We start from the raw sequence: 22,019 nt of genomic DNA, 5'->3' as shown, positions 1-22,019 counted from the left end.
GCTACTCGTCTTCGTCGTACTCCTCGAAGGTGACCCTGTCGGCGCCGGCGGACGTGAGGTAGTTCCCGGCGTGCTTGTCACCGCGCTCCATGGCGTGCCAGACCCACCCGCGGGCGTCTTCGAGAGACATCCCCTCACCCTCGTACTCGTCGCCGTCGGGGTAGATGGTCAGCGTGCCTGAGAACTCGATCACTGCCTTCTTCACGGTGCCTCCCTGTGCTGCTTGTCGAGTGCGTACCAGCGGTCGAAGGCAACGTCCTGCAACGCCCCTTCCATCTCCTGCATCCGGTTCATCAGCCGCACATCCGTCGCCACGTCGCGCACGACGTAGCCGTCAGCAACGCCCTTCATGCGCCGCTTGACTACCGCGCATCCGAAGGGCTCGCCGGCGTTCACCGCCTCGCGGTTGGCCTGCGCAATGTAGTCGGAGAGGGTGATGGTCTTCTCGGCCTTCAGCTCCGACGCGTGGAGGTAGTAGCCGCTCACGTCCCCGATGTCGAGACGGCCCATCTGGACGTTCCGATGGGCCGCGGGATTGTGGTGATCGCGCACGTAGGCGGTCCAGGCGGATTCCCACGCGGTGCCCTTAGCCTTCGAAGGGTTAGCCGTTTCACTCACCTTCCCGAAGAGAGGCCGCGATGTGCTCCGCAGCGTCCGCCAGGCGTATGTAGGGCTGCACGTCCTTGAGTGGCGCCCCACTGGGGATGTACGCGCTCATCCATTCCGACAGGTCTTCGAACGCTCCGGCCAGAAGTGCGCGGGCGTCGACGTCGGGGCGGATCTCCGTGAGCGGCCCGTGTTCGTCACGGACGGATTCAACGCTGTCTGCTGTCCCAAGGCACAACGTCGAACCATTCGACCGCTTCGTCAGCCGCAGTTGTCCGGGCTCGAACTCCGTCCAGGTGTCACCGTCGCAGTCCAGGAACTCTCTCGCGCTCACTGCTCCACCTCTCTCATGAACTCCTCCGTAAGCCAGCCCCACGAGGCGTACACACAGCGTGGCTTGTCGAACTCCACGGGCTCTGTGTCCGGCCACGCGCGGACGATGCGGGTGTTGGGCTCGCGGATGGGTGCGGGAGTCACTCGACCACCCGCCACTCCGTCACGGTCACTTCATGCGGCTCCATCTCCGTGGCCGTGATCACGGACCCTTCGTACTCCCACGGGTCGGTGTCATCCTGTGACTCTGTGAGTCCCCGGACGTAACACACCGCCCATGCCTTGCCGTCATCCGGCGCCCGGAACACCACCTCGTGTACTGACACCCACCTACGTGTGTCTATCTGCTCTTCCGAGAGACGCTCGGCGGGATGCTCGGCGTCCCACTCGTAGGGGATGCCCAGCGCCTCCAGCTCGTCAGGTGTGAACTCTCGCGTTGCCATTAGCTCTCCCTCGTCAGCACACTCACGAACGCCCCGCGGGCGAGCGCCACGCCCGCGGCTTCCCAGTACTTGCTGAAATCCTTCCGGCTCGTCGCTGCGGGGCGTATGTAGATGCAGTCATCCGGGCCGGCACCGCGGATGTCCCCCAGCGCGGGGGCGTTGGCGTCGTCGATGACGTGGATGGCGCCGCCTCCTTTACCGGGTGACTCGCGCATTAAGCTCCGCTCCTACCGCAAGCACAGCCACTACCGAACGCTGGAACTGCTTTCCGCCAGCGCTACTAGCTGCATTGAACAAGGCGGCCGTCGTAGGCCAGTCGGCGTTGCAGTAGGCCGTAACGAACCGAAGTCCGAAGGTCTCTTCGGCGGTGCCGGCCAATCCAGAGGGGTGGATATCGAAAAGCGTCCAGTCACCCGCTGCACGCTTACCGTCCGTAGCCTCCAAGGCAACTTCGCCCGATCCGGCCCAAGCGCCGCAGGCCCCGTACACAGCTCGCGGGTCCCCGGTGTCCAACAGGTCCCGCACGATGCGCATCGCCGAGGAGTGGTCCCCATCGAGCACATACTGAATAGCGCTAACGGCTGCTTCCTTGATGTCTTCTCGGTCCACGATCTCTCCTCTGCTCGGACTCCTACGCACTCAGCCCCCGGGCCACGTGGGCGCCGGGGGCGAGGGTGTTGCGTCAGATCTTCTTCAGGGGGCCGTAGCCGTTGACGACTTCGGCCAAGCCCCAGCTCCAGTAGCCCCGCGTGCCGTCGGCGAATGTGAGTCGCCCGCGAGGGGTGTTGGTGCCATCGGTGAACAGCACGGAGTCGAACTCGAAGCGGTCGCCTTCGCGGTCCCGGTACAGCACGCCGTACTCGTAGGTCTCGCCGTTGTACTCGAAGCCATCGGCCGGCTCGTCGTCGACCGGGGTGAGCTCCGCGACGTGGAAGGTGGAGTCATCGTCAAGACGCACGCGGTAGGGGTGGACGTCGCCCCGACTTCCGCGCCATGTCTCGGTGTTGCTCTGGACAACCCCGATCTCCCCATGGACCGATTCCGCCCACTTCGCCCGGTCGATCCGCGCGCGGGTGCCGACTGGGACGAGGGCGGGCTCTGCAACCTTGGTGAGGGTGTCCTCCAGCGGGGCGGCATGCTTACCGTCGCTGCCGGTGGTCACCCAGAACGTCTGACCACTGTGACGACCCATGAAAGGGCCCGCGACGATCTCAGACTCCCCTCGACCGGACTCGAACGACGACGTCGACGTCACCTTGTCGCCCACGGCGAACGCGGGCAGCTGCTCCAGATCGCTGCTCTTGAACGCCCGCTCATCGTCGCCCTCCTGCTTGACGATGTACATCTTGTAGGTGTCGAAGGTGCTGTTCACCGGCCCGTAGGTAACGACGCCTTCGCCGCCGGCCAGGACCCGTACCTTGTCCCCCACCTTGAACTCTGCCACGCTCTCTCCTCCGTGATTGCCAAGCGGAAGGCCCCCGCATCGTCGATGTGCGGGGGCCGTGGTGGGTCAGAAGTAGTCCGGGATGGGCGTCGGCTCCTCCTCGCGCTCATCCCAGTACACCGACAGCACGGCCGGCCGCTCAGCCGTGCTCCGCACGGTGGCGGTCACGTTGCTGCCGTCCGCCCTCACGCCGCCCATGTGGGCAACTGCCTTGCGGGCGCGGGCGGTTCCAGCTGCGATGACGAACGCACTGACGAACTCTCCGGGCTGTACCTCGTCGTTACGGGTTACGTCGTACAGAGCCATGCGAGTTCCTTACGCGTCGGGAGCGTCGCCAAGGACGACGACATGGGTGGTGGCGATGGTCTGCGGGGTCACGGTCGAGCGCGCGATGAAACCGCTATCGCGGCCCGTCGGCTGCACTCGCAGCATGGGGACCACGCGGCCGGTGCTCTTGTCGCTCATCGTCTCCAGGACGATCGCCTCGGAGTTGCGTACGACGTTGCCCTGTCGTGTCGGGTAGGCGATGACCTTCCCTGCGCGGATCTCCGCACCAGTGAAATCTGTTAGCCGGGCCTTGCTCATGCTCTCTCCTCCATGAGTGCGTATGCTCGTGAATGCGCAGCCCCCTCCGACCTCAATTCGGAGGGGGCTGCGTGCTGCTGTGCGGTGAAGCAGATGGGTCAGGCAGCCTTCGCCAGCCACGCGGGCTCGTCGTCGGTCTGCGCGGCCTCGTAGGCGCCAGTCACGGTGATCGTCGGCATGTTGTACGCGACGTCGCGACCGGCCTTCGTGGTGTACTCCACGTGCTCGATCGCAAGCAACGCGCGCACCGGGCCGGCGTACTCGTCGACGTCGCGGATGACGGTGTGGAGCGTGTTGACGAAGCTCCAACTGCCCGTGTTGAAGCGGAAGATGCCCGACTCCGGAGACGCCGCCAGCTTGAACGTGACGTCGATGGACGGCTTCGGTCCACGGCCGCTCTTCGCCTTGTCCTTGCGGTCCTGGAGGAGCGGAGGGCAGCCACACGCCTCGCCCTTGTCCTCGTCGGGCGACAGGAACTTGACGCCGTCGCAGTGGTGGATCAGGCCCGTGTTGCCGAAGAGCTTCATCGAAGCGTCGATCTTGTCGCTCGACTCGATGATGATCTCTACCGACTTCGCGTCGGTGAGGATCTCCAGGTTGTCTTCCTTGTCGGTCTCCCACGACTCCGCGACGCCGCCGAACAACTCGGTGACCTTCGCGGCCACGACGGGGTCACCAGTGGTGACCCGCCATTCGTTCAGCGACTCCGGCTGCTTGCCGACCAGTCGGCCGGAGCGGAAGCGCCCCACGACGTCGTCACTGAACTGGCGCCGCTCCTTCGGCTTGCTGTCGGGGTCGGTCTCCCAGATGCTCACGAGGTTGTTCGCCATGTGTGAGTGCCTTTCGTAGATGTTCGTGCGTCTCGGCGGCTGCTGTCTCCGCCGCTACTGTTGTTATGGGTCGGAGCGGGGTGGATGTCAGACGCGAATTTCCACGAGTTCTACGAAGGTCCGTAAGGCGCCTTACGGTGCTCCAGCTCCGCGCGCAGGCGAGAGACCTCGTCGCGGTACCACTCCAGCGCCTCCGCGGCATGGTTGGCCTCGTCCGCGGCACGTCGACGCGCAGAGAGCCACGCCAGGCGATAGCGGTCGCGCTGCAACCCTGCCTCGTTCATGAGCTGGATTGCCCGAACGGCAGTCCAGTCCGCGGTGTTGTCGGCCCTCCTGGAGACGAGTAGTCCAGTCAGCCGTTCGATTTCCGCCTGTGCCTCCGCCACATCAGCGTGCATGCCGGTGCAGAGGCCGTCGACGTCCGCACCTAGCTCGTCCTCCAGGTGGACGATGCGCTCTGCCATCTCACGCGCTCCCCACCCCTGGTAGAGCGCCTCGATGCGCTCATCTCGGTCGTACTCGTCGACGTCACACGGCCCACAGTCGGGGCCGGGGCATTCCTCTGCACGGCCCTTGTGCAACTCCGTACCTCCGTACACGCCACCCCCCATGTGCGACTCGGCCAGCTCGTCGGCCTTCGCCTGCATCATGCGTCCGTAGTCGCTCACTTGATCAGCCTCCAGAGGTCTCCGGGGAGTGGGTTGGTCATCTGAAGTCCTCTTCCGACAGCGTGTGTGCCTTGTGCAGCGCCTCTTCGACGAGTGGCGCCCACTTCCTTCGGCGCGCCTCCATGACGCGCTCCCAGGGACGTACAGCCGTGCTTGGGGGCTGTCCCATCCCCATGACGTAGCAATGCCGATAGTGCCCGCCGCCCTTCAGCCACGATGCGTACCGCTGCCACATGCGCAGCTTCTCCCGCGCCTGGACGAGGTCCCAGTGAGTACGCTCGTCGTGCTCGATCTGCCAGAGTGAACGGCCGTCGGGACCGGGGAACGTCTCGCACCGGATGCAGGACGCTGCCCGCCCGTGCCACGGCATCTCGCGGAAGTCGTCCGGCGGCTTGTGCCAACCACACGAGACGCACTTGAGTTCAGTGCGCTCGTGCCCGCGTCGCCTCACGCCGCCTCCTCCAGTTGTCCGGCCACGACATGCGCACTGAGCCGCTCTCCGACCCACGCCGTGTACGCCGGCGGGATAGCCTCCGTAAGCTCTTCTCGGACATCGGTCCATGTGATGCCCATGGCTTGTTGCATTTCCGGGACAGACGCCTTACCGCCTCCAGCTCCGTAGGCAGCGACGTATGGGCCGTCGTACCACTTGCCGTGACGGAATCCGCGGACTCTGCCCCGGTGCTTGACGTGCTTCGGCTTCGCCGCAGACCAGTTGACCAACTCCACGCGCCGGTGGCGGAGCACTCCCAGCCCGAACATCTCCCCGCACAGCACGACGTCTGCCCGCGCCTCGGGATTCTCGATGACGCCCGGTACGCCAGCTGCGTACAGCAACGGGGCGACAATCGGATACAGGTCCACGTACCGGCTTGCCAACTTGGCGTTGGTCCCCTTCGTCAGAGCACACTTTGCCTGGCATGGCGGAGACATGTGGACCGCACTGAACGTCCTCAGGTAGCTGACATCGCGCAGAACCTCCAGCGCGTCAGCCTGGAAGAACTCGAACGGATACCGTGGACGGTCAACAATGTCCACGCCCACCACGTCGAAGCCAGCGCGGGCGTACCCGACTCCGGCGCCCCCTGCGCAGCAGAACAGATCCAGGATCCTAGGCTTCTTCACGCTGCCCCCATCTTCGCCAGCATGGCCGACAGCCAGGCAGCAGCCAGGTATTCCGCGATCTCCGCCGACCACCCGCGGGCCAGAAGGTCGGCACGCATACCGTCTGCGGCGTCGAAGACGGGAGTGATGTTGACGTCCTGGTTGTCCATGAGGAGCTGCGCCAGTGCTTCGCGCTGCTCGCTGTACGTTGGTTCCTGCTTCCCGAACATCAGGACACCTCGTCCAGGTCGGCCAGAAGCTCACGCGCGGGTCGCTCGTCGTCGGTGGTGCCGAAGCTGTCCACCAGATACAGCGCACGCCGGACCACGGCCAGCTCCGCCACGCTGAACTCGACTACGACCGTGCCGGTGCTCTTGATCTCTGCCATCAGTTCTCCTCCGTCAGGTCCGCGGCCAGGTCGGCAGCCGCCTGGTTCAGTACGTTCGCCAGCGCACGCAGCTGCGACACCGTGAGTGGGTTGTCGTTGTACACGATGTCCATGCCGCCTTCGTCGGCGTAAAGACACAGCGTCCCCGGGTCGCTGTAGCTCGACGTCAGGCCCCAGCCGCCCGTATCGGGGTTCTCCATCAGCTCTCCTCCTTGATGTCCCGCAGCCAGCGGCGCTCTTCCCGCCGCTTGACGATGTACTTGACGATGCGTGCGCGGATCACGCCCACTCCCCCGCCAGGAACTCAGCGACCCTCGCGACGTCGGGGACGTCCACGGTGTAGGAGCCCCAATCGAGATCTGTCACCAGCCTGTGCGCGGCCCGGAAGATCTCCGCCCGGTCCATGGCGCGCTCTAGGACGTTGACTTCCGGCGACGGTTCGCCGGCGTCGATGGCGGTCACTCCGCGGCCCGCCGGTCAATGGCTTCGATCCACTTCACGCCGACCGCTACAACCTGGATCAGCTCGGCGCGGAGCTTGGCGGGGTCGGTCTCGGCCATGGCTTCGTAGACCTCTTCCAGGAAGACGTCCCCAAAGGTGCCTCTGCCGACCTCGAACGCACGGTCACACTCCTGCCGCACGGTGTTCGCCATGCATTCGTAAAGTGGGCCGCCCGTCCCGTCCGGCAGATCCTGCACCCCGAAGATCGCATCCTGTGCGTCGCGCTCACGCTTGACGTCAGCGAGTACGCGGGCCTGTGCGATGTCGAAGGAGTTCATGTCTGTACCTCCGGGTCGATGAGATCAGCGGCATCGGACGCGTCCGCCAGGTCAGCACCCTTCATGTCCACGTTGGCCCGGATCTCCTCCGCTGCTTCGTGCCGGATCTCTGCGCGGTAGGCGTCCAACATGGCGTTCCTGGACTCCTCTTCGCCAGGGGCGTACTGCGACCGGTACGCAGGCATCAGCGACTCAAAGAGTTCTTCTCGGGCGCTCATGACGTCTCCTCCAGTGCGGCGCGGATGTCCGGGATCATGGCCGTTTTCCATCCACGGCGCTCTGTGTCGTCAAGCACCGCACGGACACGCTCGATGGTGGCGTAGTGCGTGTTCCGGTCAGTCACTGCGCGGTGGTAGTGGCCCCGGATAGTCTCCAGCTCAGCGCGGAGACGATTGATCTCGTACCGCATGGGCTGTTCTACGGCCCGCAGCAGCAGTGCTGTGCACGTCGGTTCCACCATGCCCAGGAACGCCACGGCGCTCCGGTGTTCAGCGTCCGCTACGGCCATGGCAGCGTCAGCCTGGCGGAAGTACTCCGACACGTCGTGTGGGTACAGAGCCTTGATCTCTGCCCAGTCGTGGCAGTCTGCCTTGCACAGTGCTGCCGCGTACCGCTCTCGCCGGTCGTCGCTCATGCGCTCTCCCCGTTCAGTGCCTCGCGGATGGACGGACCATGCAGCCACTGTGCGCCGGGGAGCTTGTCCGACTCCGCGCGTACTCGCTCGATGGTGGCGGACAGCTCAGCGGCCTGAGTCTCCGTGGACAGCGCGTCGGCGGATACCTGAGACAGCTCAGCGCGGAGACGGGCGTTCTCCTCAGCAAGACGGGCGTTGTCGGCACGAAAGTTCCGCGCCTGCGTGTAGTACGCGTTCCGGTCCTGTACCACGTCGTAGTAGAGGCCGCGAACCTCCGCCAGTTCGGTGCTCAAGCTAGCGGCCTCTGCGTACGCCTTGGCCCACTCTTCCCCCATGGAGTGCTTCTGTGACGCTAGCTCCTCATCAGCTACGGCCATGGCAGCGTCAGCAGCTTCACCCCAGTTAGGGCCGCGCGATGTGTCCTGGGCAAGTGCATCAAGGATTGCTGCTGCGTATCGCTCTCGCCTGTCATCGGTCATGCTGTCTCCCCCAGTGCCTCGCTGATTGCCGACCACAGCGCATCCGCGTCTGACGTCCCGTACCACTCGGTGAGCACGTCCGTTGCGCGTCGGATGGTGGTTCGGAGCCTGTTGACCTCCCGCACAGCCTCGTCGTGCGCCTGCTCCACGATGAGGATCTTCGCCGCGTACCGGCTGAACAACTGGTCGTGAGAGCGCTGGATCTCCTCATCAGCTACGGGCACCACGGCGTTGGCGATATCAGTCACTGTGCCCGCGCTGTATGGGTGCTTGATGAACGCTTCGAGCGCCGAACGTGCTGCACACGCGTAGCGCGCTCGTCTGGCATCGTCCGCGGCCTGCACGGCTGCGTATCGCTCTCGCCTGTCGTCGCTCACTGCCCCTCCGCCTCTCGCGCTGCTGTCTCCCGGCCGTGACGCCAGCCGGCGGCGTAGTCGTAGCTCATGTGCGCCGAGACCTGCGGGTACCCGGCGGCTGTGTGGGCGCGTACCTTCTCTGCCAACTCCCGCGCAACGACGTCGTACAGCTCCTGCGCCTCCGCTTCCAACTGCGGCATGATGCGCCGCACGTATGCCGGGTTGTCGTCGGCGTAGTGGGCCAGGATGTAGGTCGTGATGTGCTCCAGCGCGCTCACGCTGCCACCTCGTCCATCTCCGCCAGCAGCGCGACGAAGTCGCGGCGGGACATCTGCACCGTGCTGATCGTCTCCCCTAGCGCGTTGCGGGTCTCCAGGTCGTATGCGATCCCACGCTGGCGAACGGTCACCGACGAGCCGTCGGCGGTGTGGATGGTTGTGGATGAGTGCTTCATGGTCAGCTCTCCTCTGCTGTGTGGTTGCACGCCAAAGCCCCCGGTGCCGAAGCAGCCGGGGGCAGAGGTGGTCCGTAAGGCGCCTTACGGTTCTAGTGCGGTCCGGGACACTGACCGCTCATGCAGCCGTGGGTGTGGCAGTAGTCGGGAGAACGCTCGTCGCTCATCTGAAAACCACCCGTCGAATCGTCGTAGTGACCATGGCCAGACCACCGACCAGCAGCACTGCCGTGCCGTAGCCCACCGCCGGCACGGACGCGTACATCCCGTGCAGCGCGCCGAGTAGGAGCATGAGGAACCACGACTTGATCGCCAGGGTTACCAGCGCTATGACACAGCTGCTGAGTACGTCAGTGCCTGATGTAGGTGCCGTGTCACTCATGCTGCGGTCTCCACGATCTTCTTCGCCAGCCGGCGGACCTTGCGGACGAGCCGCTCCACGTCGTCGCGCTGGATCTCTTCACCGGTCGCCCACGAGCGCACCTCGCGAACGAACGCCGTGACGTCGTCGATGCGCTGGAGGTCGTTAACCGACCCGTGGTTCTCGAAGGGGGACGGGCAGGAGCACCCGGAGTCGGTCGCCCAGAACAGGACGCCGTCCTCCGCTCGCTGCCACACCGCCAGGACGCTGAACTCGTAGTACAGATCCGCGGACAGTTCACCCACGGACGTCAGTCCGAACTTCTCCGGTGAGCAGTAGACGTCATCGTCGCCGTATCCCATGCTTCTCTCCTCGTCGCATGCCGAAGCGGGGGCGCCCGGTGTGGACGCCCCCGTGTGTGACTCGCGCTACTTGTGACTCAGGCGCTGTCGCCCGGAAACAGCTGGGGGTAACCCCACGGCTCCTGCGTCTCGACGAGCACCGCCCCCCCACTGATGCGGCGAAAGTCGGGGCTGTCCTTCATGTCGAACGGGCCGATGGCGTCAGCGGGGATCCGCCACTCATCCGTTGTGTAATACTTCCCGCTGGGCTTGAAAAGGATCACCGTTGCCACGGTGGGCGGCTGATGATTCTCCGGGATGTCCGCGCGGCCCATGTTGTGCGCGGCAGGTAGCGTGCATCCGCGCCACGCGCCGCAACGCTCATCGTTCATGCGCTCTCCCCCTTCAGTCGCGCGATCTCCCGCGCCTGGCTGACGATGGTGGCCTTCAGTTCGTCGACGTCGGAGTCATCGACGCGCGCCTCCAGTGCTTCACGAAGGCGGACCGCTGCGGCCTGCGCTGAGCGCAAATCGCTCTGGGCGTAGCTCAGCTCGCTGGAGGTTCGGCGGAGGTCGGCGCGGAGTGGGCCGTTCGACCCGTCGTGCTTCTCCGCCAGGGCCTTCCACTCGTTGGCTGCGGCTGCTCTCCCCTTCAGCTCCTCCGCTGCGGACACCACCCGCCGCATATGGTCGGCGTCCCAACGGTGCCCCGGGCCGCTGTTGATGTCGGTCCCGAGGATCCGGGCAACGTCAGTGACGACCTGGCGGGCTTCGCCTCCACGGGCCTTCTCGGCGAACGCGACGTCCAGAGCTGCACGCTGCAACTTGCCGAGCAGATAGCGGTGTTCAGGATGAGCGGCCTCAGCTTCGCTGAACGCTTGGGTGAGTTCTGTCAGTCTCATGCCGCCCGCCTCTGAGTCCCAGTCTGCGCCTCGCCACCCTTGGCGATAGCCCGGCCTACAACGTGCTTCTTTCCTTCGCGCTCCCAGTCGAAGACTTCGCGTAGCGCAAGGAACGCACGGAACACCTCCGGCCCGCACTCGACCGGGACGAACTGCCAGCCCTCCGGGCGGACATGAAGGACTGCGCCGCCGGCCAGGGCGGGGACGTCGACGGATCCCCCGGTCTCCGCCAGCACGATCCGATTGGCGTAGCGATAGGCGCTCAGCTGGAGGGCCACCGAGTCGTAGACGGCCTTCGACGTCTTCCAGTCGATGATCACGACCTCACCATCTACCTTGGCGATGGCGTCGAACGATCCGGCGTACTGGTGATCGTCGCTCCAGACCGTCTCCTCCAGGTGGAGGAACTCAGGCTGAACCTCCTGGAGGAACTCGTCGAACCATTGGACGTGCGGCTTGATGTCCGCGTGTACGTGCCGCGGGTTGATGACGTCGCCCCGGGCCTGACGCTCGAACATGTCGTGAGCCGCCGACCCCAGGTCACTCGCAGCCTTCGTGTAGCGGCGCGGTGCGCCCTTCAGATAGTCAACGGCTCCCGCAGGATCCCGCTCCGCCAGCTTCAGGACCGTGTCCCGGTGCTCTACGGCCGTCTCAGCGACCAGCTTCGCGTTCCAGTACGTCAGGAAGTCCTTTGGCGCCATCCCGCAAACACTCGTCACGCCCGGGACCTTGATGTGTGCGTCGTTCGGGTCGATGTAGAACCTCGACCCGCCACGCTTCAGCGTCTGTACCCCGTCACCCATGCTGTCTCCACCTCGTTGCCGCGCTTCCCTTACATAGGGGTTATGGGTCGGAGCGAGGTGGATGTCAGATGGGATTTTGAAGATCTTCTGCCGCCCTCCCCCGGACAGCCGTGCGTGCAGAAATGCAGAACTGGACCCCTTTTTCTAAACCCTCTAGAGAGTCTCTAAGGGGTTTAGAAAAAGGGGTCCAGTTCTGCATTTCTGCACAGGGCGGAGGAGGTCGCACGCTGACGTCAGGAGGTGGTCAGTCCTTCGACCTGCGCTTACGGCTGTGACGACGCAGCTTGGTCAGCTTCGCCTGCATGTCGGCCAGTTCTGCATCGAGCGCTGCCCGCTGCCCATCCGTCATGTGACGATCGATGACGTCTGTGTCGAGTTGCCCCAGAACGGTCCCCACCGTGCGAGCGAGGCGGAGATGGTCCGCTGTGGCTTTGACCGGGTGGCCACGCTGCTCGGGCACCACCTCTGCGGACTGCGTCGACTTCCCCTTGCCCTTCGACACACGAGGGGTAGACGTCGCCACCTCGTCGCTGGCACGGCTCGACTTGATGATGGCGCCATTGAGTGCGCGCCTGTCCGACTCCCGCTCGCTGGGAGACGTCTCCAGTAGCCCAGTCGCACGCAGCTCCCGAGTCGTCAGGGTCTTACGGAGAAGGTTGCCCGCGTGCCACCTGACGGCAGCCGGCGTGCCCGACTCGGAGTCCGCCGGGATCCCCGCAGTGCGGTACATCCCCGCCACCGCTTGGCGGTAGCCGTAGCTCTTACCCCCGGGGTCGTCGTACTTCAGGCGCAGGGCGACCGTAACGGCAGCAATGTTCCGGAGAAGGATGGTGGGTTTGTTCCGGATGTCCTCAAATTCCCTGACGTACGCAACGCCACGCGCTACCAACTCTGCTTCCGACTCCCCCGCCAGCTCTTCCAGCTGGATCGACGGCAGGCTGTCCACGTCGACGTCAGGTAGCCCCATCTCGGGCCGGATGTCAACATCTTTGCGGCTCATCGTGGGGCCTCTCGGTGGGGTCGGTCTCGGCACACTAGCGCAAGTGCCTTCGATGGGCTAGACCATACCTGAGCCAGAGTGGCTCCTCTTCGTCACGTGGCCGTGAACTCCGTTCCGCATACGCCACAGATGACAGGACCGAGCCCCGCGATCGTCGGGTACATGCGCATTTTCCGGGGCGGGGTGCAGCCCCCGCAGACCATCGTCAAAGCGTGCACACGGCTCGCTGTCTTCGTTTCCGGGGTTGTCAGATGCGGAAGTACCAGGGGGATGGCGGTGGCCAGGGACTTCAGGTGGCCGGCGTACCTGGCGGTGGCCTCGTCGGACATCCGCGGATTGTGGAACCCGCGCCCAGGAGACCGCTCGGCGTCCGCTGGCCACGTCAGCCCGGTCTCTTCGGCCGTCGTGAGAAACGTTTGGTTGTGGTACGCGCCTCTCATCGTCGTGTCCTTGTCTCCGCGGATCCAGGAGAGAAGGTGCGCGGCGTCATGGAGTACCCACGTGAGGACAGCATCAGGCCCGAGCGTCATCAGCTCCGCATTGACCACGAGACCGGCAGCTACGCCCTCCCCTTCCCACGTCCAACGCTCCGGGCCGTGCGATGACGTAAGGGGCGTCGGGGCTAGCGTGATGTGGACGTCAGGCAGCTCGGGTACGTCTCGACGCACGTCTGCCCATAGGTCGTCAAGGGCGGACAGAAGGGGGCCTGGTGAGGTCGGCATGATCGGGAGAATACCGACGTATGGCAGTCGCCACAACACGACCGTAAGGTGCCTTACGGTTCCGGCCGTAGACCGCCATAACGCAAAAAGCCCCGCCGTCCCAGGTCAGGGAGGGCGGGGCAGAAGTTGCGGAGATGCCAGAGCCGTGGAGCTTGGGCCAAAGGTTTACACATTCGAAACACAAAAGCCCCCGGCTCCGAAGAGACCGGGGGCTGATGGGTTACTTGACGGGCTGGACGCGCTTCCTGGCCGACTCCCCCGCCAGCAGCGGGAGCGCCACGGCAACCACGCCGGCGATGGACTCCGCCAGGTGCTCGTCAGCCAGGGCGGGGACGAGCACGCCAGCCGCGAGGATGACGGAGACGAGGGCGGACCTGGAGCGGACCGGCTCCGCCTTGGCGTAGACCTGGAGGGCGATGAACGCCTTCAGCGACAGATGGTTGACCAGATTCTTCAGCTTGGTGACTATCTTCATGAGTGCCTTTCGTTATGAGAGGGATCGGGCGTAGTGCTTGCGGGACTCCCGCGCGTAGACGGTGTTTGCGACGTTCTCCACGTCGGTGTGGAAGTCGGCCAGTGACATGTCGTTCCAGATGGTGAAATGCGCATCCTCCGCCGTCAGAGCGCCCTCCGACTCGTGGTCCAGCTTCGGGACGTCAGGTCGCTCGATGTAGACGAGATGGAAGCCAGCGGCCTTCAGCGATGCCGCCTCATTGGGGTACCTGACGTCCGTGATGACGACTGGTACGCCGTCCTCGTTCGCGGCCGTCACCTTTGCCAGAGCCGTCCGGAGCCAGAAGTCCGGGTCGATGGCGCGGATGGAGGAGCCCAGTTCCTGAAGGATGCGGCGGACCTCCGGCTCCTCCTTGGCCAGCTCCCACCCGTCGCGCGCCACAGTCTCCCGCATTCGCTCGACGTCGAGCCCGGAGGACGACGTCCAGACGATCGGATCCAGCTTCAACGCCGCTTCCTTCAGCGGGTCCGCGAAGGACACGCGTCGATACCCGCGGTTGTCGATCAGCCACTGGCCGGCGGTGTCCTTGCCAACGCGTGCCCTGCCGATGATGCCGATGTTCCCCATGGCCGACCCCTCACTGTTGATGACTTTGACAGTGGGGTTATGGGTCGGTCGGAGGCAGATGTCAGATGCGACGTTTACTGAGCCATCAGCGCGACCCGAGCGGCGTAGACCCTGGAGGAGTAGTAGGCCGCCCCTGCGTCCGTCTGGTGCACGCCGTCGGCACCGACGTAAAGGTCAGCATTGCCAGCCCCGGACGGCGCGGATATGTTGCCCGACCCTGTGATCCACTGGCCCTGTGATGCGACGAGCGCGCCCGTGCGGTCGTAGACGGTGCCGGTCTGCGTGCTGATGAACGGGAACCCTGCTGCTGCGGCGCGAAGTCGGATCGTCTCGTCCGTCGCCACCTGCGACCCTGCCGGCGTACCGAGCGGGCTCCAGCAACCAATCACGATCACGCGGCAGTTCGGCAGTCCCGCCTTGATGGCTGCGAACATGCCGTCAGCGGCCGTCGCAATGTCCGACTGCACAGCGCCCGTGTCGTTGTACCCCGCCGCAATGAGGATCTCATCCGGCGCGTAGGGGATGACGTCAGCAGCCACGCGGGACGGCAGAGTTGCGAAGCCACCCGGGGTCACGTAGCCCGTGCCGCCACGACCCTGCCGCCACACATCGGTGTAGCCCATCCGACGCGCGTAGCGGTCAACCCAGGTGCCTATGCCTGCACCCGCGTTCTGGTCGGAGCCATCTCCGATGGAGTCTCCGAAGTACATGAACCGCTGCCCGACTAGAGACGGTGCCCACTGGACGGCCGTAGGTGGGAGGTAGACGCCGCCCCACGGAACGTTGTAGACGTCCAGCCGTATACGACGAGGAGCAGCAGAGCCCATGTCTACCGTCAGCATGTGACCGCCACCGATGGCCCCGACGCCGGTCATGGAGCCGAACGTAACGGGTACGTCAGTGACCTTGCGGCCGTCGATGGACAGCCTGTAAGCGCTCCTGGCACTCATGTACTTGAAACGCGTCTGGAACACCTGCGCGTCAGTTCCGAACTCGACGCTCCAGGCCCCTTGCCCAGAGGCATAGGTCCCCGGAAAGCGCGACGTCGGGAGAACGTAACTCGGGTCAGGCGCAACGGTGCCGATGATGAAGTTCGTTGCGCCGGCGTAGGTGTAGGTCCCGGTCACGTCAGAGCCCGCCAAGGCCACACCGGGCGGTGCGTACTTGAGATAGCCACTGGTCGGGGCAGTCGTCTGAGCCAGCGTCTGTGTGACGGCGCCTGCATACAGCCCGTTCACAACCATGGGGTCAGGGAGGTCCCTGCGCCGGAGTTCCGAACGGGAGAGCGCGCCCACGATACGGGCATCATCTCCAGCAGCGAGAGTGCCTGACGTTGCTCCTGTGGGCTTCGTGGCCGACGTCGACAGCCCCAGGTTCGTGCGGGCCGTCGCCTTGTCCGGGACGTCCACCAGGTTGCCCGTTTTGGACAGCCCGGATCCCAGCGGGGCGTACGCCGCTTCCGCGCGCGCAGCTTCCGCCGCGATGGCGGTCCCCCGTGCGGTTACCTCTGCGGCAACTGCGTTGTCGGTGTACGTGGTGGCGACGCCCAGAGCGGTTGCAGCTGCTCCGACCGCGTCAGCGCTAACGTCCTCGGCGTCCAGCGTCACTACACCTGTCTGCCCGTTGACGGACTGGATCAGGGATCCGCCTCCGCCACCAAGTGAGTGTCCAGCGGGCCAGACGCCGCCGGATTTCGGGCCGAAGATCGCCCACACAGACGTGTCTATCCAGAAGTCGCCGTTCGTACCGTCGGTCGACGTCGGGGTGCCAGTGCCGCTCAGGACCGTCTTTCCCGCTGGCCCAGCGGGACCGACCACCAGGACGTAGTTACCGGCCGCGGGATCCCCAGGAACAATGTCCGCCAGGTTCACCATTGGCGTGGCCTGCGGGAGGTCGACGTAGTACGTGCGCGACGGTACATCGGTCAGCTTCTCCGTCACCTGGTAGCGCCAGTTCGACGGCTGTGCGTCCGCGTTGTCGGTGGCCACCAAGACCACGGAGAACGCCCCGGTCGTGTCCAACGTGGCAGTGGCGGAACCCTGAGCGAACACGTCGGCGTCGGGGAGCGTCAGCAGTGCCGGCGACGTAATGGTGACGGTGCCCTTCATCGGGGCGCCGTCGGGGTGTATGTACCGCCCCGTCAGGGTCACGGTTGCAATGCCCGCGGGCATGGTCATGCGGTGTCTCCTCTGCTCGGGCGTCCAATAAGCAGGTGTTCGGCATCGTGAGCCGCCTGCCATTCCCTGACATGTGTCACGCCCTCCCGGACGCCATCCACATCGGTGCGCACGTCCTCGATGCGGGCGTGTAGTGCGGCTCCCAGTGTGTCCAAGGCATCGCGGGTGGCTGTTCCCTCCGCCTCCACAGCGCCACGTGCGCGGCGTGCGAAGGCGAGGAGCGCGGGAACAGCCCCGATCACGGCAGCGCCAATGACTGACGCTGCCGTGACCACCGCAATGAGGACTTCAGGGCTCAAGACACGACCTTGAAGCGGCCGGACCCGAGCTTGGTCAGCGACGCCTTGCCGGGAACGCCGTCAGCGTCCTTGCCCTTGTAGCCCTGCGCGCGCTGCTCAGCGGCATAGGCGGTCTTGGTGGGGACGTCGAAGATGCCATAGGACAGCTGACTCTTCTTGATGCGTCCGCGGGCAATCAGCGCGTCCTGAGCGTGCTTGATGGAGGCGGCCCCGCCCGGGTGCTTCTTCTCGTCCTGCACGTTGTGTGTGGCACCGTAGACGACGGCCGCGAGCGAGACGTTCGGGAGCGCAGCAGGCTTGGCAGGCGGCTTCGGCACCGTGCTCTTCGTCGCCCACGCCGTGAGCGCCGCCTTGTTGGCGAAGTTCCCCACGTTGGTGTCCACGGGGGTGCTCGTGTACTGATGGAAGGTCCACGTCGACTTGATGCGGGGCTTGCCGGCGGTGACGTAGTCCGCGATCCAGAGCGCGTCACCAGCGAAGCCAGAAGTGTCCTTGCGCAGCCAATAGTCCTGGTTGCAGTACAGCCCCACGCGGTGGGCTGGCCGGAGCCGCTGAACCTCGCGGATGAACGTGTCCTTGTCGGCAGAGCTGACCCCGTTGGTCTCCCAGTCCAGGAACAGCGGGTCGCCCTCCTGGCTGACCGCCTTGGTCACGAAGTAGCTCGCCTGGCCCTTGATGTTGCCTGGCTTGATGAAGTGGTAGAAGCCGACCACGAGTCCCGCAGCGCGGGCGTGCGCGGCCTGGCTCACCATGCGCGGGTTGACGTAGCTGGTGCCCTCCGTCGCCTTGATGAACGCGAAGTCGAGCCCGCTGGTGCTAGGGGTGTTGCTCTGGTAGGACGCCCAGTCCTGGCCGTGAACGGTCATTTGTCTGCCTCCAAGGCATAGGAAAAGCCCCGACGCTGCGAGGCGGATTGCGGTGATGGGGAGCGGGTCTATCAGGTGACGAACCACCAGGCGCTGAAACCGACCCACGGCGTCGCCCTATCGGTCCACAGGCGGATAGTGCCGTCGGTGTGCCACACCTCAATGCGTCCCAGCGGGGTTCCGGCGCCCGCATTCGACGACGTGACAAAGCCCTCCGCGTAGTGTCCAACAGGCCGATACGCGGTCGGCACAGTCCCAATCGTGAGGCTGTCAGCCGCCGCTATGCTGCCGCTTGTTTTCTCCAGTCGCCCTTCCAGATAAACGATGGGTCCAACTCGCCGAACACGCGGGCCGATTGTGGAACCGACATAGGCGCGATAACCAGACGGAAGCGCCACGTTTGCCCATCCCAGCGTTCCTCGGATTACCTCCTGCCAAGTGCCGTTTACGTAGACCTCTTTGCGTTGTTCGGCGACAAGGTACGTTTCCATTCCGTCAACGGGCCGTGGAACAGCAGCCGCTCGGGCGTTGGAGTTGGAGAACGTCATGTTCGTCAGTGGAACGACGCTGTTTACGATGCCGCTGGTGGCAGTCTCGATGTTCGGCGCGTCGGACAGAACGGGGTATGGGACGTTCTGTAGATAGTTGTCATTCTTCGGCAAGGGGATTCCTCTCCGTCTCTCAAGTCAATTGGACGTCAGGAGGTAGCGAGCGCACCGATGACGAGCCAATTGCCGTCTGCATTGCGCGTCACCATGACGACGTCATTCACGACCGGGCTCGTGTAGCTCTTCAGCCGGCGCACGCTCGCCACTGGCCCGAGAGCCGTCGCAATGTCCACAGTGCCGTCCGTGTGTGTGGCCGCTACAGAGGCCAGAAACCAGGCTGCGGCCTCCTGTGTCACCGCACGTGAAGCAGCCCGCTGTACCGCCTCTGAGCGCCGTACAGCACCAGGTGTCAGGTGGGTCATACGTCTTGCTCCTCCTTGTTCCCGCGGAGCGTCAGGGGGAAGTCACCTTCCGCCGTCAGGGGGACCGTGAATGTCTGCGCGAGAGCCAGCTCTTTCCGTCCCCCGTACACGAGTCGGAGGCAATCACCCGCCTCCAGCGCTGGATTCGGAACGGTCGCTATCGACGTCTGCACATTTGGCGCCGTAGCGTCGGCGAGCATTGCATTTGCCGCTATCTGCGCCTGCCCCGTCGACGTGATCAGCGCAGAGCTATACGTTTTCGGCGCGTGACCGTAGGGACCGCTCCACCGGGTCGGGCTGTTGGGGCTGTTGTCGTAGGCAACGGCGCTAACCGGAGCCGTTCCCGCAGCCGAGTTTTCACCCGACACCACAACGGCATTACAAACTGCCGTGCGCGACATTGAACGCGAGGCGGACATCAGCGTTCCCCCCTCCCCCTCCGCGATCTCCCATGCAACCGGATCGGTAAACACGTTGGGGATATCGCGGATGACGAAGCGGTCCAGGTGATCGACGTAGATCTCCGCATTCATCGCGGTTGCGATCTGAGTTACCGCATCCCACCGGTCAGAATTTGCGTCCCATGTCGCAACGGCGCACGTGGGATTCCGCTGGTCGTGCGTCAGATTTATTACCGATGCTGTCGGCTGCGTCTGGTGGATAAGAAATGCCATTGCCTCAACACATGTTCCCTGTCCGCGTGTTGTCGTCGGGGCAATGAACTTGTCGTCGATGATTGACTGTTCGCGACTCTTCCCCGTCAGAGTCACCGGGCCGAAATGCACGTCACCCGACGGCTCGTCGATACGGAACGTGCCGAGTTCGAGCATTTCCACGGTGCCGTTGGCGAACCGGATCCCCCGCCGTACTACGAGCTGTTGCCCGTACACGGCGAGAGGATCCATTGCGTCCCATGGGAGGAGCGCGACGTCCGCGATGGTGAGCGAGAGGGAGCGGCGGGTTTTCGATCCGCGGTCCACCGTGACGGACCCGTCGGAGATCGGTAGGTCCGCCAGCACGAGTGCGCCGGCATAATACGCGTCGACCCGCACGACGATGCTGTGCGAACTCGTGAGTGCCTGGCGGAAGGCTGCTGAAATTTCCTGCATCAGCTGTTCACCACCCCGGTATAGACGTCCAGCCAGTTTTGTGCTCCGGTCAGTACGCCCAACCAGTCGCTACGTTCGGTGCTGACGGTGTCCCATGTGCGGTTGCTGCTGCCAGTGATGCCACCTGACGGACGGTCCACCTCCGTCAGGGGGATGCTCCATGTGCGGTCCTGGTACGGCGCATAGTCAGCAACGTGCGTTTCGGCGACGTCTCCCACCTGCACGTAGACGTCAGCCTCGCCCCACGCCGTCGGCCACTGGAGTAGCAGGGTGTTTCCGGTGTCGAGCAACCACCACAGGGTGTTCACCTCGTCACGTGTCTCCGTCACCAGAGTCAGTGTTCCTGTACGCGACGCGCGCACGTCTGAAATGACAATGGGGCGGGCACGGCCACGGACCTGATTGACGCCTTGGCGTGCGGAGCGCGTCCAGTCCGGCATGCCGCCGCTCTCGACCACCGCCGTAGTCCACCGGGCTGGCAGTCCGGGATCCCTGATGATGATGTTCGTCGACGTCGGGGCGGGCAGCGTGATCGGTGCTGACGCATATGTGCGTACCGTAGGCCGTGTGTACAGCCATAGGTAGTAGACGAGTTCCACACCTAGCGGAGCCTCGTAGTCCTCCGCCACCGCCAGGTCACCCGTGATAGGCGTCTGAATGAGATCGCCTGACGGCCCGCGGACTGCCACCATGGTCCCGTCAGGCGCCATGCGGTATAGGCCCCAGTACGTGAATCCGTCCGTGGTCAGGCCCTGCATCGTGATGCGTGCACCGTATGCGCCCGGGATCAGGTCCGCGGTGACACCTACGCCTCCGGCTGTCACCGTGATGGCGTCGACGTAGGCTGTGGCGCCAGCCGACATCCCGAGGACTCGCAGCCCGACCTGCATCGTGACCGCACCGGCAGGTGCTACGGCGCTGCCTGTTAAGGAGTACCAACCGGCTGCCGTCGCAGTGTTCCAGCGGTAGTAGCTCGCGCTGACGATGGATCCGTCAGCGTCCAGCCAGGTGAACGACATATCGACGACCATCGCGGGGGTCGTTGACGCATGATAGACGTGCGGGGAAATCCGGTACGCCTGACGGGCCGTTACGGGGAGTGGGGACGCCAGCATCACTACTGCGTCGCCCGTGCCGGTGCCCGTGATCCGCATGGATCCCTGGCCATCCCACTGCTGAGCCGTGGAGCGGGTGATCGAGCAACCAGCGGTAGCCGTCCAGCCAGAGACGTCGGTCTCGAATGACTGATCTCGGAAGGTCAGCAGGTTGCCCGCCGTGACAGGCGCGACGGTGAAGCCGACCTGGTCGACCGTCCATGTCTGCCCTGCGGCCGTCGCCTGCGGGCTGAGCGCGACGCGTGCCGAAACTGCCCCAGCGGGGGCGGTCGCAATGACGGCACATCTCGTCCATGTTGTTGCTGCGGGGTACCACGAGTAGGTGCTACGCGACCCAATGCCAGCGCCAGATGCGTCGTACCACAGGATCTGTGTACGGAACTCCATCGAGGCTGCGGGCGCCTGCACCCACGCGAAAGCGGTGTATTCGGTGCCTTCCGTCACAGGCCACGTGGACACGGTGCGGGACTCCGTGTTGCCCGCCGCAACGGCCGTGATGGTCTGGGACCACCAGCCCTCGTAACTCAGTGCCGAAGTACGGCCGACGATGCAGTTGGTCTGTGCCCTCCACCCGGACGTGTCCACCTCACAGCCCTGGGTGTTGTAGTCGATCAGGTTGTTCGTGATGACGTAGGGGATCCCGAACGAGACCACATCGACGGCGGTACTGCTGCCCGCTCCGACACCGGACGCCGTCACCGTGATGGAGGCATACAGCGCGTTGCTTGGTGAGGTCGCCATGACAATTGGGCATGGAGTCTGCCACGCGGACGAGACCGGCATAGGTGCCGCCGCACTGGTGGCGGACGCCAGCGCCGTGCCTCCCGTGGCGCCGGCGTAGAAGTCGATCCGTACCTGTGACGTCTGACCGGCCAACGCAGGCGCACCCTGGAAATATGCGTACGCCATGTAGACCGTGCTGCCCGTGACCGCCACCCGTGCTGTGGTGGTAGCCGTCACGGAGCCTGCGGCCGTAGCTGTCAGAAGGAGGGATGCGGCGCCGGCGTACCAGCGAGTCGTTGACCGGGTCCGCGTGGTGTTGGTCCCTGCGGTCCACCCGTTGGCGTCCGTCTCCATTCCGGAGACGTTGGCGGACAGGAGGTTGACGGCGACGCTCATCCGGTACCTCCGCCTGTTGCTCCGGGCTCACCCCGGGAGGGCTGAGAGTCCG

The 22,019-nt window shown here is 64.9% G+C and carries 39 protein-coding genes; all 39 read right to left on the bottom strand.

Going from position 1 to position 22,019, the window contains the following annotated elements; genetic code table 11:
* Position 1: 1 nt before the first annotated feature.
* Positions 2–205 carry a hypothetical protein gene (locus OG709_RS30065; protein ID WP_329168358.1) on the bottom strand — a complete coding sequence of 68 codons (204 nt, stop codon included), beginning with the start codon at positions 203–205 and terminating at the stop codon, positions 2–4.
* Positions 202–618, bottom strand: a complete 417-nt coding sequence (locus tag OG709_RS30060; RefSeq protein WP_329168356.1) for a hypothetical protein — start codon at positions 616–618, stop codon at positions 202–204. The genes OG709_RS30065 and OG709_RS30060 overlap by 4 nt, the downstream gene beginning before the upstream one ends.
* A complete protein-coding gene (locus tag OG709_RS30055; protein WP_329168354.1) occupies positions 611–940 on the bottom strand; it encodes a hypothetical protein in 330 nt (109 codons plus the stop codon). Before OG709_RS30055 ends, OG709_RS30060 begins: the two co-directional genes overlap by 8 nt.
* Entirely contained in the window at positions 937–1,083 is a 147-nt protein-coding gene (locus tag OG709_RS30050; RefSeq protein ID WP_329168352.1) for a hypothetical protein, read from the bottom strand. Before OG709_RS30050 ends, OG709_RS30055 begins: the two co-directional genes overlap by 4 nt.
* Positions 1,080–1,382, bottom strand: coding sequence for a hypothetical protein (locus OG709_RS30045; protein ID WP_329168350.1), 303 nt, complete (start codon positions 1,380–1,382; stop codon positions 1,080–1,082). The genes OG709_RS30050 and OG709_RS30045 overlap by 4 nt, the downstream gene beginning before the upstream one ends.
* Entirely contained in the window at positions 1,382–1,597 is a 216-nt protein-coding gene (locus tag OG709_RS30040; protein ID WP_329168349.1) for a hypothetical protein, read from the bottom strand. The genes OG709_RS30045 and OG709_RS30040 overlap by 1 nt, the downstream gene beginning before the upstream one ends.
* Positions 1,578–1,991, bottom strand: a complete 414-nt coding sequence (locus tag OG709_RS30035; RefSeq protein WP_329168347.1) for a hypothetical protein — start codon at positions 1,989–1,991, stop codon at positions 1,578–1,580. Before OG709_RS30035 ends, OG709_RS30040 begins: the two co-directional genes overlap by 20 nt.
* Before the next feature lie 73 nt (positions 1,992–2,064).
* On the bottom strand, positions 2,065–2,826 hold the full coding sequence (locus OG709_RS30030) for a phiSA1p31-related protein (protein WP_329168345.1): 762 nt from the start codon (positions 2,824–2,826) through the stop codon (positions 2,065–2,067).
* Positions 2,827–2,892: 66 nt separating this feature from the next.
* Positions 2,893–3,132 (bottom strand): hypothetical protein, encoded by a 240-nt coding sequence (locus OG709_RS30025; RefSeq protein WP_329168344.1) that lies wholly within the window; start codon positions 3,130–3,132, stop codon positions 2,893–2,895.
* Between the two features lie 9 nt (positions 3,133–3,141).
* The gene (locus OG709_RS30020) at positions 3,142–3,411 is read right to left on the bottom strand and encodes a hypothetical protein (RefSeq protein ID WP_329168343.1); all 270 of its coding nucleotides are present in this window, start codon (positions 3,409–3,411) and stop codon (positions 3,142–3,144) included.
* A gap of 98 nt (positions 3,412–3,509) precedes the next feature.
* Entirely contained in the window at positions 3,510–4,241 is a 732-nt protein-coding gene (locus tag OG709_RS30015) for a recombination directionality factor (protein ID WP_329168342.1), read from the bottom strand.
* A 110-nt stretch (positions 4,242–4,351) separates the two neighbouring features.
* Positions 4,352–4,909, bottom strand: a complete 558-nt coding sequence (locus tag OG709_RS30010) for a hypothetical protein (protein WP_329168341.1) — start codon at positions 4,907–4,909, stop codon at positions 4,352–4,354.
* A gap of 37 nt (positions 4,910–4,946) precedes the next feature.
* The gene (locus OG709_RS30005) at positions 4,947–5,360 is read right to left on the bottom strand and encodes a hypothetical protein (RefSeq protein ID WP_329168340.1); all 414 of its coding nucleotides are present in this window, start codon (positions 5,358–5,360) and stop codon (positions 4,947–4,949) included.
* Positions 5,357–6,034 carry a DNA methylase gene (locus OG709_RS30000; protein ID WP_329168339.1) on the bottom strand — a complete coding sequence of 226 codons (678 nt, stop codon included), beginning with the start codon at positions 6,032–6,034 and terminating at the stop codon, positions 5,357–5,359. The genes OG709_RS30005 and OG709_RS30000 overlap by 4 nt, the downstream gene beginning before the upstream one ends.
* Positions 6,031–6,243 (bottom strand): hypothetical protein, encoded by a 213-nt coding sequence (locus tag OG709_RS29995; protein ID WP_329168337.1) that lies wholly within the window; start codon positions 6,241–6,243, stop codon positions 6,031–6,033. The genes OG709_RS30000 and OG709_RS29995 overlap by 4 nt, the downstream gene beginning before the upstream one ends.
* Positions 6,243–6,401 carry a hypothetical protein gene (locus tag OG709_RS29990; RefSeq protein ID WP_329168335.1) on the bottom strand — a complete coding sequence of 53 codons (159 nt, stop codon included), beginning with the start codon at positions 6,399–6,401 and terminating at the stop codon, positions 6,243–6,245. Before OG709_RS29990 ends, OG709_RS29995 begins: the two co-directional genes overlap by 1 nt.
* On the bottom strand, positions 6,401–6,601 hold the full coding sequence (locus tag OG709_RS29985) for a hypothetical protein (protein ID WP_329168334.1): 201 nt from the start codon (positions 6,599–6,601) through the stop codon (positions 6,401–6,403). The genes OG709_RS29990 and OG709_RS29985 overlap by 1 nt, the downstream gene beginning before the upstream one ends.
* Positions 6,602–6,680: 79 nt before the next feature.
* Entirely contained in the window at positions 6,681–6,863 is a 183-nt protein-coding gene (locus OG709_RS29980) for a hypothetical protein (protein ID WP_329168332.1), read from the bottom strand.
* On the bottom strand, positions 6,860–7,180 hold the full coding sequence (locus tag OG709_RS29975; protein WP_329168330.1) for a hypothetical protein: 321 nt from the start codon (positions 7,178–7,180) through the stop codon (positions 6,860–6,862). The genes OG709_RS29980 and OG709_RS29975 overlap by 4 nt, the downstream gene beginning before the upstream one ends.
* Entirely contained in the window at positions 7,177–7,398 is a 222-nt protein-coding gene (locus tag OG709_RS29970) for a hypothetical protein (RefSeq protein ID WP_329168328.1), read from the bottom strand. The genes OG709_RS29975 and OG709_RS29970 overlap by 4 nt, the downstream gene beginning before the upstream one ends.
* Complete coding sequence (locus tag OG709_RS29965; RefSeq protein ID WP_329168327.1) at positions 7,395–7,814, bottom strand: hypothetical protein; 420 nt, start codon at positions 7,812–7,814, stop codon at positions 7,395–7,397. Before OG709_RS29965 ends, OG709_RS29970 begins: the two co-directional genes overlap by 4 nt.
* Positions 7,811–8,293 (bottom strand): hypothetical protein, encoded by a 483-nt coding sequence (locus OG709_RS29960; protein WP_329168326.1) that lies wholly within the window; start codon positions 8,291–8,293, stop codon positions 7,811–7,813. Before OG709_RS29960 ends, OG709_RS29965 begins: the two co-directional genes overlap by 4 nt.
* The gene (locus OG709_RS29955) at positions 8,290–8,670 is read right to left on the bottom strand and encodes a hypothetical protein (RefSeq protein WP_329168324.1); all 381 of its coding nucleotides are present in this window, start codon (positions 8,668–8,670) and stop codon (positions 8,290–8,292) included. Before OG709_RS29955 ends, OG709_RS29960 begins: the two co-directional genes overlap by 4 nt.
* Complete coding sequence (locus OG709_RS29950) at positions 8,667–8,927, bottom strand: hypothetical protein (RefSeq protein WP_329168323.1); 261 nt, start codon at positions 8,925–8,927, stop codon at positions 8,667–8,669. The genes OG709_RS29955 and OG709_RS29950 overlap by 4 nt, the downstream gene beginning before the upstream one ends.
* Positions 8,924–9,103: a hypothetical protein gene (locus OG709_RS29945; protein WP_329168321.1), complete on the bottom strand. Its 180-nt coding sequence runs from the start codon at positions 9,101–9,103 to the stop codon at positions 8,924–8,926. Before OG709_RS29945 ends, OG709_RS29950 begins: the two co-directional genes overlap by 4 nt.
* Before the next feature lie 163 nt (positions 9,104–9,266).
* The gene (locus OG709_RS29940) at positions 9,267–9,485 is read right to left on the bottom strand and encodes a hypothetical protein (protein WP_329168320.1); all 219 of its coding nucleotides are present in this window, start codon (positions 9,483–9,485) and stop codon (positions 9,267–9,269) included.
* On the bottom strand, positions 9,482–9,826 hold the full coding sequence (locus tag OG709_RS29935; protein WP_329168319.1) for a DUF7574 domain-containing protein: 345 nt from the start codon (positions 9,824–9,826) through the stop codon (positions 9,482–9,484). The genes OG709_RS29940 and OG709_RS29935 overlap by 4 nt, the downstream gene beginning before the upstream one ends.
* Before the next feature lie 77 nt (positions 9,827–9,903).
* On the bottom strand, positions 9,904–10,197 hold the full coding sequence (locus tag OG709_RS29930; RefSeq protein ID WP_329168318.1) for a hypothetical protein: 294 nt from the start codon (positions 10,195–10,197) through the stop codon (positions 9,904–9,906).
* The gene (locus OG709_RS29925) at positions 10,194–10,706 is read right to left on the bottom strand and encodes a hypothetical protein (protein ID WP_329168316.1); all 513 of its coding nucleotides are present in this window, start codon (positions 10,704–10,706) and stop codon (positions 10,194–10,196) included. Before OG709_RS29925 ends, OG709_RS29930 begins: the two co-directional genes overlap by 4 nt.
* On the bottom strand, positions 10,703–11,509 hold the full coding sequence (locus OG709_RS29920; protein WP_329168314.1) for a PD-(D/E)XK nuclease family protein: 807 nt from the start codon (positions 11,507–11,509) through the stop codon (positions 10,703–10,705). The genes OG709_RS29925 and OG709_RS29920 overlap by 4 nt, the downstream gene beginning before the upstream one ends.
* A 244-nt stretch (positions 11,510–11,753) precedes the next feature.
* Entirely contained in the window at positions 11,754–12,509 is a 756-nt protein-coding gene (locus tag OG709_RS29915; protein WP_329168313.1) for a hypothetical protein, read from the bottom strand.
* 942 nt (positions 12,510–13,451) lie between these two features.
* Positions 13,452–13,706 (bottom strand): hypothetical protein, encoded by a 255-nt coding sequence (locus tag OG709_RS29910; protein WP_329168311.1) that lies wholly within the window; start codon positions 13,704–13,706, stop codon positions 13,452–13,454.
* Between the two features lie 12 nt (positions 13,707–13,718).
* On the bottom strand, positions 13,719–14,312 hold the full coding sequence (locus OG709_RS29905) for a deoxynucleotide monophosphate kinase family protein (RefSeq protein WP_329168309.1): 594 nt from the start codon (positions 14,310–14,312) through the stop codon (positions 13,719–13,721).
* Between the two features lie 74 nt (positions 14,313–14,386).
* The gene (locus OG709_RS29900) at positions 14,387–16,489 is read right to left on the bottom strand and encodes an SGNH/GDSL hydrolase family protein (RefSeq protein WP_329168308.1); all 2,103 of its coding nucleotides are present in this window, start codon (positions 16,487–16,489) and stop codon (positions 14,387–14,389) included.
* Between the two features lie 295 nt (positions 16,490–16,784).
* Complete coding sequence (locus tag OG709_RS29895) at positions 16,785–17,654, bottom strand: GH25 family lysozyme (RefSeq protein ID WP_329168306.1); 870 nt, start codon at positions 17,652–17,654, stop codon at positions 16,785–16,787.
* Positions 17,655–17,725: 71 nt separating this feature from the next.
* Positions 17,726–18,316 carry a hypothetical protein gene (locus OG709_RS29890; RefSeq protein ID WP_329168304.1) on the bottom strand — a complete coding sequence of 197 codons (591 nt, stop codon included), beginning with the start codon at positions 18,314–18,316 and terminating at the stop codon, positions 17,726–17,728.
* A gap of 35 nt (positions 18,317–18,351) precedes the next feature.
* On the bottom strand, positions 18,352–18,624 hold the full coding sequence (locus OG709_RS29885; protein ID WP_329168303.1) for a hypothetical protein: 273 nt from the start codon (positions 18,622–18,624) through the stop codon (positions 18,352–18,354).
* A complete protein-coding gene (locus OG709_RS29880; RefSeq protein ID WP_329168301.1) occupies positions 18,621–19,733 on the bottom strand; it encodes a DUF5047 domain-containing protein in 1,113 nt (370 codons plus the stop codon). The genes OG709_RS29885 and OG709_RS29880 overlap by 4 nt, the downstream gene beginning before the upstream one ends.
* Positions 19,733–21,967, bottom strand: coding sequence for a hypothetical protein (locus OG709_RS29875; protein WP_329168299.1), 2,235 nt, complete (start codon positions 21,965–21,967; stop codon positions 19,733–19,735). Before OG709_RS29875 ends, OG709_RS29880 begins: the two co-directional genes overlap by 1 nt.
* Positions 21,968–22,019: the final 52 nt, after the last annotated feature.

This window comes from Streptomyces sp. NBC_01267, assembly GCF_036241575.1.
GTDB lineage: Bacteria > Actinomycetota > Actinomycetes > Streptomycetales > Streptomycetaceae > Streptomyces.
The sequence above is the reverse complement of the archived record's forward strand: the minus strand, read 5'-3'. Positions and strand labels throughout refer to the sequence as shown.

Coding starts and splice junctions, on each gene's coding strand:
- OG709_RS30045 (WP_329168350.1), bottom strand. CDS start 1,382: ATGGCAACGCGAGAGTTCACACCTGACGAGCTGGAGGCGCTGGGCATC.
- OG709_RS30040 (WP_329168349.1), bottom strand. CDS start 1,597: ATGCGCGAGTCACCCGGTAAAGGAGGCGGCGCCATCCACGTCATCGAC.
- OG709_RS30025 (WP_329168344.1), bottom strand. CDS start 3,132: ATGGCTCTGTACGACGTAACCCGTAACGACGAGGTACAGCCCGGAGAG.
- OG709_RS30020 (WP_329168343.1), bottom strand. CDS start 3,411: ATGAGCAAGGCCCGGCTAACAGATTTCACTGGTGCGGAGATCCGCGCA.
- OG709_RS30015 (WP_329168342.1), bottom strand. CDS start 4,241: ATGGCGAACAACCTCGTGAGCATCTGGGAGACCGACCCCGACAGCAAG.
- OG709_RS29995 (WP_329168337.1), bottom strand. CDS start 6,243: ATGTTCGGGAAGCAGGAACCAACGTACAGCGAGCAGCGCGAAGCACTG.
- OG709_RS29990 (WP_329168335.1), bottom strand. CDS start 6,401: ATGGCAGAGATCAAGAGCACCGGCACGGTCGTAGTCGAGTTCAGCGTG.
- OG709_RS29985 (WP_329168334.1), bottom strand. CDS start 6,601: ATGGAGAACCCCGATACGGGCGGCTGGGGCCTGACGTCGAGCTACAGC.
- OG709_RS29975 (WP_329168330.1), bottom strand. CDS start 7,180: ATGAACTCCTTCGACATCGCACAGGCCCGCGTACTCGCTGACGTCAAG.
- OG709_RS29970 (WP_329168328.1), bottom strand. CDS start 7,398: ATGAGCGCCCGAGAAGAACTCTTTGAGTCGCTGATGCCTGCGTACCGG.
- OG709_RS29965 (WP_329168327.1), bottom strand. CDS start 7,814: ATGAGCGACGACCGGCGAGAGCGGTACGCGGCAGCACTGTGCAAGGCA.
- OG709_RS29960 (WP_329168326.1), bottom strand. CDS start 8,293: ATGACCGATGACAGGCGAGAGCGATACGCAGCAGCAATCCTTGATGCA.
- OG709_RS29945 (WP_329168321.1), bottom strand. CDS start 9,103: ATGAAGCACTCATCCACAACCATCCACACCGCCGACGGCTCGTCGGTG.
- OG709_RS29940 (WP_329168320.1), bottom strand. CDS start 9,485: ATGAGTGACACGGCACCTACATCAGGCACTGACGTACTCAGCAGCTGT.
- OG709_RS29935 (WP_329168319.1), bottom strand. CDS start 9,826: ATGGGATACGGCGACGATGACGTCTACTGCTCACCGGAGAAGTTCGGA.
- OG709_RS29930 (WP_329168318.1), bottom strand. CDS start 10,197: ATGAACGATGAGCGTTGCGGCGCGTGGCGCGGATGCACGCTACCTGCC.
- OG709_RS29925 (WP_329168316.1), bottom strand. CDS start 10,706: ATGAGACTGACAGAACTCACCCAAGCGTTCAGCGAAGCTGAGGCCGCT.
- OG709_RS29920 (WP_329168314.1), bottom strand. CDS start 11,509: ATGGGTGACGGGGTACAGACGCTGAAGCGTGGCGGGTCGAGGTTCTAC.
- OG709_RS29915 (WP_329168313.1), bottom strand. CDS start 12,509: ATGAGCCGCAAAGATGTTGACATCCGGCCCGAGATGGGGCTACCTGAC.
- OG709_RS29910 (WP_329168311.1), bottom strand. CDS start 13,706: ATGAAGATAGTCACCAAGCTGAAGAATCTGGTCAACCATCTGTCGCTG.
- OG709_RS29905 (WP_329168309.1), bottom strand. CDS start 14,312: ATGGGGAACATCGGCATCATCGGCAGGGCACGCGTTGGCAAGGACACC.
- OG709_RS29900 (WP_329168308.1), bottom strand. CDS start 16,489: ATGACCATGCCCGCGGGCATTGCAACCGTGACCCTGACGGGGCGGTAC.
- OG709_RS29895 (WP_329168306.1), bottom strand. CDS start 17,654: ATGACCGTTCACGGCCAGGACTGGGCGTCCTACCAGAGCAACACCCCT.
- OG709_RS29885 (WP_329168303.1), bottom strand. CDS start 18,624: ATGACCCACCTGACACCTGGTGCTGTACGGCGCTCAGAGGCGGTACAG.
- OG709_RS29880 (WP_329168301.1), bottom strand. CDS start 19,733: ATGCAGGAAATTTCAGCAGCCTTCCGCCAGGCACTCACGAGTTCGCAC.
- OG709_RS29875 (WP_329168299.1), bottom strand. CDS start 21,967: ATGAGCGTCGCCGTCAACCTCCTGTCCGCCAACGTCTCCGGAATGGAG.